This is a genomic window from Clavibacter michiganensis, assembly GCF_016907085.1.
Lineage (GTDB): Bacteria > Actinomycetota > Actinomycetes > Actinomycetales > Microbacteriaceae > Clavibacter > Clavibacter michiganensis_O.
The window spans coordinates 2,212,642-2,224,647 of sequence record NZ_JAFBBJ010000001.1; the positions used below are offsets into that span (position 1 = coordinate 2,212,642).

General features: G+C 69.4%; 11 protein-coding genes and 2 tRNA genes. 10 read left to right on the top strand and 3 right to left on the bottom strand.

Features of this window, described 5'->3' with window-relative positions; genetic code table 11:
• Positions 1–16 precede the first annotated feature (16 nt).
• The 5 genes from gyrB to JOE38_RS10390 all read left to right on the top strand — a co-directional run bounded on the left by gyrB (position 17) and on the right by JOE38_RS10390 (position 5,510).
• Positions 17–2,062: a DNA topoisomerase (ATP-hydrolyzing) subunit B gene (gene gyrB / locus JOE38_RS10370; RefSeq protein WP_239544804.1), complete on the top strand. Its 2,046-nt coding sequence runs from the start codon at positions 17–19 to the stop codon at positions 2,060–2,062.
• Positions 2,063–2,144: 82 nt separating this feature from the next.
• Positions 2,145–4,832: a DNA gyrase subunit A gene (gyrA, locus tag JOE38_RS10375; RefSeq protein ID WP_204576207.1), complete on the top strand. Its 2,688-nt coding sequence runs from the start codon at positions 2,145–2,147 to the stop codon at positions 4,830–4,832.
• Positions 4,825–5,232 (top strand): DUF3566 domain-containing protein, encoded by a 408-nt coding sequence (locus tag JOE38_RS10380; protein WP_011931227.1) that lies wholly within the window; start codon positions 4,825–4,827, stop codon positions 5,230–5,232. The genes gyrA and JOE38_RS10380 overlap by 8 nt, the downstream gene beginning before the upstream one ends.
• A 48-nt stretch (positions 5,233–5,280) precedes the next feature.
• A tRNA-Ile gene (locus tag JOE38_RS10385) sits at positions 5,281–5,357 on the top strand.
• 80 nt (positions 5,358–5,437) lie between these two features.
• A tRNA-Ala gene (locus JOE38_RS10390) sits at positions 5,438–5,510 on the top strand.
• Between the two features lie 127 nt (positions 5,511–5,637).
• Here the strand turns inward: JOE38_RS10390 and JOE38_RS10395 are convergent.
• Complete coding sequence (locus tag JOE38_RS10395; protein WP_239544805.1) at positions 5,638–6,258, bottom strand: hypothetical protein; 621 nt, start codon at positions 6,256–6,258, stop codon at positions 5,638–5,640.
• A 121-nt stretch (positions 6,259–6,379) separates the two neighbouring features.
• On the opposite strand from JOE38_RS10395, the gene JOE38_RS10400 reads away from it, so the two are divergent.
• Together JOE38_RS10400 and JOE38_RS10405 are read left to right on the top strand one after the other, a co-directional pair.
• On the top strand, positions 6,380–6,919 hold the full coding sequence (locus tag JOE38_RS10400; protein ID WP_015488823.1) for a peptidylprolyl isomerase: 540 nt from the start codon (positions 6,380–6,382) through the stop codon (positions 6,917–6,919).
• Positions 6,919–7,782, top strand: coding sequence for a rhomboid family intramembrane serine protease (locus JOE38_RS10405; protein ID WP_204576208.1), 864 nt, complete (start codon positions 6,919–6,921; stop codon positions 7,780–7,782). Before JOE38_RS10400 ends, JOE38_RS10405 begins: the two co-directional genes overlap by 1 nt.
• Before the next feature lie 393 nt (positions 7,783–8,175).
• On the opposite strand, the gene JOE38_RS10410 is transcribed toward JOE38_RS10405, so the two are convergent.
• On the bottom strand, positions 8,176–8,415 hold the full coding sequence (locus JOE38_RS10410) for a cell division protein CrgA (protein ID WP_015488825.1): 240 nt from the start codon (positions 8,413–8,415) through the stop codon (positions 8,176–8,178).
• Positions 8,416–8,520: 105 nt separating this feature from the next.
• On the opposite strand from JOE38_RS10410, the gene JOE38_RS10415 reads away from it, so the two are divergent.
• From JOE38_RS10415 to JOE38_RS10425, 3 genes are read left to right on the top strand one after another with little or no spacing between them, the layout of a single operon-like run.
• A complete protein-coding gene (locus JOE38_RS10415) occupies positions 8,521–9,321 on the top strand; it encodes a class E sortase (RefSeq protein WP_204576209.1) in 801 nt (266 codons plus the stop codon).
• A 2-nt stretch (positions 9,322–9,323) separates the two neighbouring features.
• Complete coding sequence (locus tag JOE38_RS10420; protein ID WP_015488827.1) at positions 9,324–9,482, top strand: hypothetical protein; 159 nt, start codon at positions 9,324–9,326, stop codon at positions 9,480–9,482.
• On the top strand, positions 9,479–10,117 hold the full coding sequence (locus JOE38_RS10425; protein WP_204576210.1) for an anthranilate synthase component II: 639 nt from the start codon (positions 9,479–9,481) through the stop codon (positions 10,115–10,117). Before JOE38_RS10420 ends, JOE38_RS10425 begins: the two co-directional genes overlap by 4 nt.
• Positions 10,118–10,213: 96 nt before the next feature.
• Here JOE38_RS10425 and pknB read toward each other — a convergent pair whose 3' ends face one another.
• The gene (gene pknB / locus JOE38_RS10430) at positions 10,214–11,962 is read right to left on the bottom strand and encodes a Stk1 family PASTA domain-containing Ser/Thr kinase (RefSeq protein WP_204576211.1); all 1,749 of its coding nucleotides are present in this window, start codon (positions 11,960–11,962) and stop codon (positions 10,214–10,216) included.
• Positions 11,963–12,006 lie beyond the last annotated feature (44 nt).

The window sequence follows — 12,006 nt, forward strand, 5'->3', positions numbered from 1 at the left end:
CAGGAGCCACCACTTCATGACATCGGATGCCTCACAGGACCTCCCCGACGACTCCACCCCCGACGAGGTGGAGGTCGAGGAGACGCACAACGACTCCGACCACATCACCCGCCAGCAGGTGAGCAACGACTACGGCGCCAACGAGATCCAGGTGCTCGAGGGCCTCGAGGCCGTGCGCAAGCGGCCCGGCATGTACATCGGGTCCACCGGCCCGCGCGGTCTGCACCACCTGGTGAGCGAGATCGTCGACAACTCCGTCGACGAGGCCCTCGCCGGGTTCGCCAGCGACATCCAGATCACCATGCGGAAGGACGGCGGCATCCGCGTCGTCGACGACGGGCGCGGCATCCCGGTGGACATCCACCCCGTCGAGGGGATCTCCACGGTCGAGCTCGTCCTCACCAAGCTGCACGCCGGCGGCAAGTTCGGCGGCGGGGGGTACGCGGTGTCCGGCGGCCTGCACGGCGTCGGCAGCTCCGTCGTGAACGCGCTGTCGGAGCGCCTCGACGTCGAGGTCCGCCGCCAGGGCGCCGTGTGGCGCCAGAGCTTCACCATCGGCGTGCCGGACGCACCGCTCCAGAAGGGCGAGGGATCCACCGAGACTGGCACGACCATCACCTTCTGGCCCAGCCGCGAGATCTTCGAGACCGTCGAGTTCGACTACGACACGCTCCGCGCGCGCTTCCAGCAGATGGCGTTCCTCAACAAGGGGCTCGCCCTCACGCTGCACGACGAGCGCGAGGTCGACGGGGCCGAGCACCGCACGGAGAAGTTCCTCTACGAGCGGGGCCTCGTCGACTACGTCGAGCACCTCGTGAAGGCGAAGAAGACCGAGGTCGTCAACGCCGACGTCATCGCCTTCGAGTCCGAGGACACGGTCAAGAAGATCAGCCTCGAGGTCGCGATGCAGTGGACCACCTCCTACACGGAGAGCGTCCACACCTACGCGAACACCATCAACACGCACGAGGGCGGCACGCACGAGGAGGGGTTCCGCGCGGCGCTCACCACGCTCGTCAACCGCTACGCGCGCGAGAACAAGCTGCTCCGCGAGAAGGACGAGAACCTCACGGGCGACGACGTCCGCGAGGGACTCACCGCCGTCATCTCCGTGAAGCTCGGCGAGCCGCAGTTCGAGGGCCAGACCAAGACCAAGCTCGGCAACACAGAGGCGAAGGCCTACGTCCAGCGCATCGTCGGCCAGCAGCTCGGCGACTGGCTCGAGAAGAACCCGGCGCAGGCGAAGGACATCATCCGCAAGGGGATGCAGGCCTCGCAGGCGCGGCTGGCCGCCCGCAAGGCGCGCGAGCAGACCCGGCGCAAGGGCCTGCTCGAGTCGGGCGGCATGCCCGGCAAGCTCAAGGACTGCCAGAGCAAGGACCCGGCGCTCAGCGAGGTGTTCCTCGTCGAGGGAGACTCGGCCGGCGGTTCCGCGGTGCAGGGCCGCAACCCCACGACGCAGGCGATCCTGCCGCTGCGGGGAAAGATCCTCAACGTGGAGAAGGCGCGCCTCGACCGCGCGCTGCAGAACAACGAGGTGCAGTCGATGATCACCGCGTTCGGCGCGGGCATCGGCGAGGACTTCAACGCCGAGAAGGTCAGGTACCACAAGATCGTGCTCATGGCCGACGCGGACGTCGACGGCCAGCACATCACGACCCTTCTCCTCACCCTGCTGTTCCGGTACATGCGACCGCTCATCGAGCTCGGCTACGTGTACCTCGCGCAGCCGCCGCTGTACCGGCTCAAGTGGTCGAACGCGGAGCACCAGTACGTCTACACGGACGCGGAGCGCGACGCCCTGCTCGCGCACGGGCAGGCGAACGGGAAGCGCATCCCGAAGGACAACGGCATCCAGCGCTACAAGGGCCTCGGCGAGATGGACTACAAGGAGCTGTGGGAGACCACCATGGATCCGGCCACCCGCACGCTCATGCAGGTGACGCTCGACGACGCCGCGGGCGCCGACGAGGTCTTCTCGACGCTGATGGGCGAGGACGTCGAGTCCCGCCGGAGCTTCATCCAGCGCAACGCCAAGGACGTCAGGTTCCTCGACATCTGATCGACCGGGCGGCGGCACGGCCCGATGCCGACCGCCGCCCCACGCCGACCCCACGATCCACCGACCTCTGAACGGGACCTCCATGGCCGACGACAACACTCCGGACGACGAGCAGGGCACGGGGGCGACTCCGGACGACGAGCAGGCGGCGTCCACCGACGACGCCCTGCCACAGGAGGGCGTGACGCCGGCGTCCTCCGCCGCTGCCGCCTCGGACTCGCTGCCCGGTGCGATAGTCGACCCCGACGCCACCGTCGTCGTCACGCACGACCGCATCGAGCAGGTCGACCTCCAGCTCGAGATGCAGCGCTCGTTCCTCGACTACGCGATGAGCGTCATCGTGCAGCGCGCGCTGCCCGAGGTGCGCGACGGCCTCAAGCCCGTGCACCGCCGCGTGATCTACGCCATGTACGACGGCGGATACCGCCCCGACCGCTCCTTCTTCAAGTCGGCCCGCGTGGTCGGCGAGGTCATGGGCCAGTTCCACCCGCACGGCGACTCCTCGATCTACGACGCGCTGGTGCGCCTCGTCCAGCCGTGGAGCCTGCGCTACCCGCTCGCGCTCGGCCAGGGCAACTTCGGCTCCGCCGGCAACGACGGCGCCGCCGCCCCGCGATACACCGAGACCAAGATGGCGCCGCTGGCCATGGAGATGGTCCGGGACATCACCGAGGACACGGTCGACTTCCAGGACAACTACGACGGCCGCACGCTCGAGCCGAAGATCCTCCCGTCGCGCTTCCCGAACCTCCTGGTCAACGGATCCGTCGGCATCGCGGTCGGCATGGCCACCAACATCCCGCCGCACAACCTCCGTGAGGTCGCGTCCGGCGCGCAGTGGTTGCTCGCGCACCCCGACGCGAACCGGGAGGAGCTGCTCGAGGCGCTGCTCGAGCGGATCAAGGGACCCGACTTCCCGACCGGCGCCCAGGTCCTCGGCACCAAGGGCATCATCGACGCGTACCGCACGGGCCGCGGGTCCATCACGATGCGCGCGGTCGTCGCGGTCGAGGAGATCCAGGGCCGCGTGTGCCTCGTGGTCACCGAGCTGCCGTACCAGGTGAACCCCGACAACCTCGCGATCAAGATCGCCGAGCTCGTGAAGGACGGCAAGCTCGGCGGAGTCGCCGACATCCGCGACGAGACCTCGGGCCGCACCGGCCAGCGCCTCGTCATCGTGCTCAAGCGCGACGCGGTGGCGAAGGTCGTGCTGAACAACCTCTACAAGCACACGCAGCTGCAGGAGAACTTCGGCGCGAACATGCTCGCGATCGTCGACGGGATCCCGCGCACGCTCGCGCTCGACGGCTTCATCTCCGCGTGGGTCGACCACCAGATCGACGTCATCGTCCGCCGCACGCAGTACCGGCTCAACGAGGCCGAGGCGCGTGCGCACATCCTGCGCGGATACCTCAAGGCGCTCGATGCGCTCGACGAGGTCATCGCCCTCATCCGCCGGTCCGAGACGGTCGAGGTCGCCCGCAGCGGCCTGATGAAGCTGCTCGACATCGACGAGCTGCAGGCCAACGCCATCCTCGAGATGCAGCTCCGCCGCCTCGCCGCGCTCGAGCGTCAGAAGATCCAGGACCAGGCGGCCGAGCTCGAGGAGCGCATCGCCGAGTACAAGCACATCCTGGCGACGCCCACCGTGCAGCGGGAGATCATCAGCACCGAGCTGCAGGAGATCACCGACAAGTACGGCGACGACCGGCGCACGGAGATCATGCTCGGCTTCGACGGCGACATGAGCATGGAGGACCTCATCCCCGAGGAGGAGATGGTGGTCACGGTCACGCGCGGCGGGTACATCAAGCGCACCCGCATCGACAACTACCGCAGCCAGCACCGCGGCGGCAAGGGCGTGCGCGGCGCGCAGCTCCGGGCCGACGACGTGGTGGAGCACTTCTTCGTCACGACCACGCACCACTGGCTCCTCTTCCTCACGGACAAGGGCCGCGTCTACCGCGCCAAGGCGTACGAGCTGCAGGAGGCCGGCCGCGACGCCAAGGGCCAGCACGTGGCGAACCTGCTCGCCATGCAGCCGGACGAGGAGATCCAGCAGGTCCTCGACATCCGCGACTACCAGGTGGCGCAGTACCTCGTGCTCGCCACACGCGACGGCCTGATGAAGAAGACGGCCCTCACGGAGTACGACACGAACCGCACCGGCGGCATCATCGCGATCAACCTCCGCGACGGCGACGCCCTCGTCTCGGCGCTCCTCGTGGACGAGGACGACGACCTGCTCCTCGTGTCCCGCAAGGGCATGTCGCTGCGGTTCTCCGCCGACAACCAGGCGCTCCGTCCGATGGGTCGATCCACGTCCGGCGTGAAGGGCATGACGTTCCGCGGGGACGACACGCTGCTCAGCGCATCCGTCGTCGGGGAGCAGGGCTACGTGTTCGTGGTGACCGAGGGCGGCTTCGCCAAGCGCACCGCCGCGGACCAGTACCGCGTGCAGAACCGCGGCGGCATGGGCATCAAGGTGGCCAAGCTGCAGGACGCCCGAGGCGACCTCGCGGGTGCGCTCATCGTCGGCGAGGAGGACGAGATCCTCGTCGTGCTCGCCAGCGGCAAGGTGGTACGGTCTGTCGTGGCCGAGGTCCCGGCGAAGGGCCGCGACACCATGGGTGTCGTGTTCGCCCGGTTCGCGGACGACGACAGGATCATCTCACTGGCCAAGAACTCCGAACGCAACCTGGTGGTCCCCGAAGCTGCGCCCGACGCGTCCGACGGTACCGCTGCTGGAAAGGGAACACCTGATGAGTAGTGTCGCCGAGAAGCTCGCGAAGAAGTCGTCGCGGGCCACCACCACCAAGCAGGTGCGGCTCAAGCTCGTGTACGTCGACTTCTGGTCGGCGCTGAAGCTCGCGTTCCTCTTCTCCGTGGTGCTCGGCATCATCACGGTCGTCGCGACGTTCCTCATCTACGTCGTCCTGCAGACCACGAACGTGTTCGGCACGGTCGACCAGCTGTTCCAGGAGGTCTCCGGATCCGCGGACTTCTCCCTCCAGGACGTCTTCGGCCTGGGCCAGGTGCTCGGGTTCGCGATCGTCGTCGCCGTCCTCAACATCGTCGTCGGCACCGTGCTCGGCGCCGTGGCCGCGCTGCTCTACAACCTGAGCGTGCGCATCACGGGCGGCGTCCTCGTCGGCTTCACCAACGCGTAGCCGATTGGGAGAAACGGGCAGGCGTACGGTAACGTGTACCTGCCCGATGGGGATATAGCTCAGTTGGTTAGAGCGCTTCACTGATAATGAAGAGGTCCCAGGTTCAAATCCTGGTATCCCCACCAACACCCCCGGATCCGCACGATCCGGGGGCATGGCGGGAAGCGAGTCGGGAGACCGCAGGGCGGTCCGAGGCTCGCCGATCGGGGTCATAGCTCAATTGGTAGAGCGCCTGCTTTGCAAGCAGGAGGTCCGGGGTTCGATTCCCCGTGACTCCACATCTCGCCCGTCTCCGGGTTCCTCCGGCTCGTCTCGCGGAGGGCGCGTCCGACCGGACGACGAAGGCCCGGCCACCTCTCGGTGTCCGGGCCTTCGTCGGATCGCGGCGCGATCGAGGAGCGGCGATCAGCTCGCGGGCTGGTCCTTCGCGTCCACGGCCTCCGGCTCGTCGTCGGCGATCCACAGGTCGTCGTCCGCGCGGAACGTCTGGTACAGCGCGTAGCCGACGCCGCCGACCACGACGACGCCGAGCGCGATGAGGGCGACTCCGCCGAAGCCGAGGCCCTTCTTCGCGGGCGCGACCTGGGGGACGTAGCGGCCCACGTAGGAGCGGCCGTTGTCGACGTAGTGCTTGCCGAACTCCTGCGCCTTCGAGGACACCTTGCCGGCCTTCTTGACCGCGTCCTTCACCTGCTTGCTGTTGCGGATGCCCTCGGTCGCGGCGACCGCGGATCCGGCAGCACCGGCGACGGCAGGGAGGACCGTGTGCGTGAAGCCCTTGTAGGCGGAGTCGGCCGCGGTGCGGACGCGCTCGGCGCCGGCTTCGTAGCCCGGCCGGATGTGGTCGTCGACGCCGCGCTTGACGGCGGGGACGACGTGCTGGTCGGAGAGCTTGCGCGCGGTGTGCGCGGCCTCGGCCACGACGACGTTGGCCCGGTCGAGGACCTCGCGCTGCTCCTTGAGGACGGCGGCCGCGTGGGTGCGGAGCTTCGCCAACTCCTTCTTGTTCTTGCGTGACAGACCCAAGGGGACCTCCATCGGTGTGATTTCGCCAGGATCTTCAGTCTGGCACGGGTGCCTCTGCGGGCAAACACGACGGACCCTGTGCGTCCGCCGAGTCCCAGCTCCGCCGTGAGACCATTGCTCCATGTCTGCGCACACTCACGTCGCCACCATGACGACCAACCACGGCACCATCGTCCTCAACCTCTTCGGGTCCCACGCGCCCCAGACCGTCGAGAACTTCGTCGGCCTCGCCACGGGCGAGAAGGAGTGGACCCACCCCCAGACCGGCAAGAAGTCGACCGACCCTCTGTACGACGGCGTCGTCTTCCACCGCATCATCAAGGACTTCATGCTCCAGGGCGGCGACCCGCTCGGCCAGGGCACGGGCGGCCCGGGCTACCAGTTCGACGACGAGATCAGCCGCGACCTCGACTTCTCGAAGCCGTACATCCTCGCGATGGCGAACGCCGGCACCCAGGGCGGCCGCGGCACGAACGGCTCGCAGTTCTTCATCACCACGGCCCCCACCACCTGGCTCCAGGGGAAGCACACGATCTTCGGCGAGGTCGCCGACGACGCGTCCAAGAAGGTCGTGGACGCGCTCAACGCGGTCCCGACCGACGGCCGCGACCGTCCCCGCGAGGACGTCGTGATCGAGAGCGTCACCGTCGAGAAGGTCTGATGACCGACTCACCCCGTACGGCGGCCGACCGCTGCTACCGGCACCCCGACCGGCAGAGCTTCGTGCTGTGCCAGCGATGCGGGCGGACCATCTGCCCCGAGTGCCAGACGCCGGCCGCCGTCGGGGTGATCTGCCCGGAGGACATGAAGGAGCAGCGTCGCACCGCTCCCCGTTCCCGGGCCTCGTTCGTCACTCGGATGACGCGGAGCTCCGCGCCCGTCGTGACGTACGGGATCATGGCGGTCTGCGCCGTCGTCTGGATACTCCAGGTGCTGCCCGTCGTCGGGGACTACGTCACCACGTCGCTGTGGTTCGCGCCCGTCTACGGCAGCGTCGCCTCCGGTGACTACGAGCCGTGGCGGATGCTGACGAGCGCGTTCACGCACTCGCCGGCGAGCATCCTGCACATCGTCCTCAACATGCTGTCGGTCTTCGTCTTCGGCCGCGTCCTCGAGCCCATGCTCGGACGTGGCCGCTTCCTCGCGCTCTTCCTCATCTCCGCGCTCGGCGGATCCCTCGGCGTGGAGCTCATCGGTGCCGTGATGGGCGAGCCCCTGCAGGCCGTGGTCGGCGCCTCGGGCGCGATCTTCGGGCTCATGGGCGGCTACTTCGTCCTCGCCCGCAAGCTCGGCGGCAACGTCGGCCCGCTCCTCGGCATCATCGTGCTCAACCTGCTGCTCGGCTTCGTCGTGCAGGGCGTCTCGTGGCAGGCACACGTCGGCGGTCTGGTGACGGGAGCTGTCGTGGCGCTCGTGCTCCTGCGGACGAGGGACGCCCGCCAGCGTGGCACCCAGATCGGCTCCCTCGCGGGTCTCGCGGTGGCGATCCTCGTCGCGGCGGCCGTCTTCCCCGTCACCCTCTGACCGACCCGCACCTGCGCGCGCCGTCCCCTCGGGGGCGGCGCGTTCGTCGTCTGCCACGCTACCCATCCGCGTGCCCCTGGGGCCCAGCGGGGTTATCCACAGGCTCGTCCACAGTGGGGATAGTTACACGCGTGTGATTAGGGGCTGATGGGGGAGGACCTCCGACGGCGTGGGACGGTGCCGAGCTCGGCTGGATCGCCACGCTCGTGGGCTTCCGCGGGTAACCCGCCGGGCCAGCGTGATCCGGCAGAACGCTCCGTGCGGTTCTCCACATGTGTGGAGGGTTGTGCACAGGACCTCTGTGGACAACGGGGGATCCGCGCGCGCATCGCCGGAGACGCAGAAGAGCCCGTCACCAGCGGATGGTGACGGGCTCTCGTATCGGCGCTCGGGTCAGCGCCACCTGGTGGTCATGAGGAAGCCGACCAGGATGAGGCCGAAGCCGATGAGGATGTTCCCGACGCCGAGGTCCGGGATGGGGAAGGCGTTGAGGCTGACGTAGTAGACGATGAGCCAGGCGAGCCCGACGAGCATGAAGCCGAACATGATGGGCTTGAACCACACGGGGTTCGGGGCGTCCTCGTCGCGCACGCGTTCCTGGCGGGAGGGTCTCGTCGTCTTGTCGCGGGCCATGCGGCGATTCTAGCCGTACCGTCCTGCACCGGGCCGGGAGGATGCCCGGCTCCACGGGGCGCTCGCGGGGCCGTACCCCGCAGGTGCGCCGCCTACAATCGGCACATGAGCGCTCAGGACCCCGCCCCATCCCGCCGCGCGACGCGGCGCCGTGGCAGGCGGGGGGATGCGCTGCTCGGCACGGTCGGCGTCCTCGGCGAGCTGCTCCTCACGGCCGGCGTCCTCATCATGCTGTTCCTGGGATGGCAGCTGTGGTTCAACGACATCGTGGTCAGCAGCGGCCAGCGCGACCAGGCCCTGGAGAACAGCCGGAGCTGGGCCACGGCCGCACCGGACGCGGCGGCCACACCCGACCCGTCCGCGTCACCCGTGGCACCGGGGGATCCCGTCATCACCCAGGCGCCCTCCACCGACGCCACGGACTTCGGCAACATCTACATCCCGCGCTTCGGGCCCGACTACGTGGTGCCGGTCGCGACGGGGGTCGGCCTCTCGAGCGTGCTCAACCACGGCAAGATCGGCCACTACCGCGAGACCCAGATGCCCGGCCAGATCGGGAACTTCGCCGTCGCGGCGCACCGCACCACCTACGGCAAGCCCTTCAACCAGATCACCGACCTGCGGGTGGGGGACGCCATCGTGGTCGAGACGCAGGACGGCTGGTACACCTACCGCTTCCGTACACTCGAGTACGTGAAGCCCACCGGAGTCGACGTGCTCGACGAGGTGCCCCAGGCACCGGACGCGCAGCCCGGTGACCGCATCCTCACGATGACCAGCTGCAACCCGCTCTTCTCCGCCGCCGAGCGCGTCATCGCGTACAGCGTCTTCGAGTCCTGGCAGCCGCGCTCGGATGCGTCCACGCCCGCCGCCCTGGCCGGCACGTCGTTCGCGAAGGCGGGCTGAGCGTGTACGCGGCGTTCTGGCGCGTCCTGCCCGGGCCGGTGTGGGTCCGGCTGCTCATCGTCCTCGTGCTCCTCGCGGCGATCCTCTTCTCCCTCGTCACCTGGGTCTTCCCCTGGGTCGACTCCATCGTCAACACCCAGGAAGTCACGGTGCATCAGTGACACGCGTCCTCGTCATCGACAACTACGACAGCTTCGTCTACACGCTCAACGGGTACCTGCAGCAGTTGGGCGCCGAGACCGTGGTCATGCGCAACGACGACCACGCTGATGCCGACATGGCCGGGGTCATCTCGGAGTACGACGCGGTGCTCGTGTCCCCCGGGCCGGGCAAGCCGTCGGAGGCGGGCGTCTCGATCCCCACCGTGACGGCGGCCCTCGCGTCCGGCACCCCGCTGCTCGGGGTCTGCCTCGGGCACCAGGCCATCGCCGAGGCGTTCGGCGCCACGGTCACTAACGCCGAGGAGCTCATGCACGGCAAGACCTCGCTGGTCACGCACGACGACGGGGACTTCTACCTCGGTGTGCCGCAGCCGTTCACGGCCACGCGCTATCACTCGCTGGCGGTCGTCGACGGGACGGTGCCGTCCGACCTGGTGGTCACGTCGCGCACCGAGGGCGGGGTGATCATGGGCCTGCGTCACGAGGCGGCGCCCATCGTCGGCGTGCAGTTCCACCCGGAGTCGGTCTTGACCGAGGGCGGCTACCGCATGCTCGGCAACTGGTTGGAGGGCGCCGGTCTCGCCGGGGCTCGCGACACCGCCTCGCGTCTGTCGCCGCTCGTCCGCGTGACCTGAGCCGGTCCGCCGACGTCGCCGTCCCGCGGCGGGGCCGGATGCGGTCCGTGAACCTCGGGCGGTCGTCGGCCGCGCACAGGGGGCGACGCGTGCGGATCAGCCGCGTGCGGGATCCGGGGTCGGCGTGCCCGTCGTGGGTGCCGGCGTGCTGCGCACCGTGCCCGTGCAGTACGTGAGGGCGACCGTCGAGCGCTGCGCGACGTCACCCGGCGGCACCGACTGCTGGCTCACCGGGGATCCGTCGGCTCGACCGCAGGAGGGGTCGCGGCGGGTCGTCACGACCAGATCCGATGCCTCGAGGAGCTTCTGCGCATCCACGAGCGGCTGACCGAGCACGTCGGGCAGGGCGACCTTGCCGTTGGACAGGACGAGCTTGACCGTCGAGTCCTGGTCGACCTGCTGGGAGGATCCCGGCTCCGTCTGCATGACCACGCCGTCGGGGACCGTCGGCGACGACTGGCGCACCACCTCGCCCACCTTGAGCCCCGCCGCCTCGAGGGCGGCGGTGGCGGTGCCCTCGTCCATGTTCATGACGTTCGGGACCTGGACCTCAGGCGGGCCGGAGGAGACGAACACGTCGATCTCGGTCTTGGCGGCCACGTTCTCGCCCGGGTCCGGGTTGGTGCGCAGGACGACGCCCTCGGCGACCGTGGTGCTGGCCTCCTCGCGTTCGAGGGGGACGAGGTCCGCCTCCTCGAGGGCCGCGGCCGCGCTCGAGTAGGTCGAGCCCGTCACGTCGGGGACGGTGGGGCTGATGTCGGGTGGCGCGATGGAGCTGAGGCTGGTGACCCAGATGACGACGGCGATGAGGATCACGACCACCACGGTGACGCCGGCCCAGATCCACGGCACCGGCGGGCGGCTCTGGGTGCGGACGGTGCGGTCGTCGTCGACGCCGAGCTGACGCAGCGCCTGCTGGGAGGAGGAGGGGCCGGCGGGCGCGCCGAAGAGCGTCGCCCCCACGTCGTTGGTCGGCGCCTCGCGCGGAGCGAGCGTGCCCGCGGCGGCGCGATCGAGGTCGGTGCGGAAGTCGCCCGCCGTCTGGAAGCGCGCGTAGCGGTCCTTCGCCATGGCCTGCAGCACGACCTGGTCGAGCTGCGACGAGACCGCGTCCTGGAGGGAGCTCGGGGCGACGGGCGTCTCGCTGACGTGCTGGTAGGCGACGGCGACAGCCGTGTCGGCCCGGAACGGCGCCTGGCCGGTGAGCATCTCGAAGAGGACCACGCCGGCGGAGTAGAGGTCGGTGCGCGCGTCCACGGACTCGCCCTTGGCCTGCTCGGGGGAGAAGTAGCGGGCGGTGCCGAGGATGGCGGTGGTCTGCGCGATGGTGGCGGAGGTGTCGGACACGGCGCGGGCGATGCCGAAGTCCATGACCTTCACCTGGCCGGTGGGCGTGACCATGATGTTGCCCGGCTTGACGTCGCGGTGGACGACGCCGGCGCGGTGCGAGTACTCGAGCGCGGTGAGCACCTGGCCCATGATGCGGACGGCCTCGTCCGGATCGAGCGGGCCGTCGGTGATCACGTCCTTGAGGAGGCGGCCCTCGACCCGCTCCATGACGATGAAGGGGACCGTGTGCGACGCGCCGTCCTGGTCGGTGACGACGTCCTCGCCCGCGTCGAAGACCCGCACGATGGTGGGGTGCGACATGCGCGCGGCCGCCTGGGCCTCCTGGCGGAAGCGGCTGCGGAAGGCGGGATCCTCGGCGAGGCCGCGGCGGAGCACCTTGACGGCGACGCGACGACCGAGACGCGAGTCGACGCCCTCGAAGACGTCGGCCATGCCCCCGCGACCCAGCAGCGCCCCGACCTCGTAGCGGCCGCCCAGCACACGGGTGTCGGTCACGGGCTGCCTCTCGTCGGGATCGGGATTCGGACGGGGATGAGCTT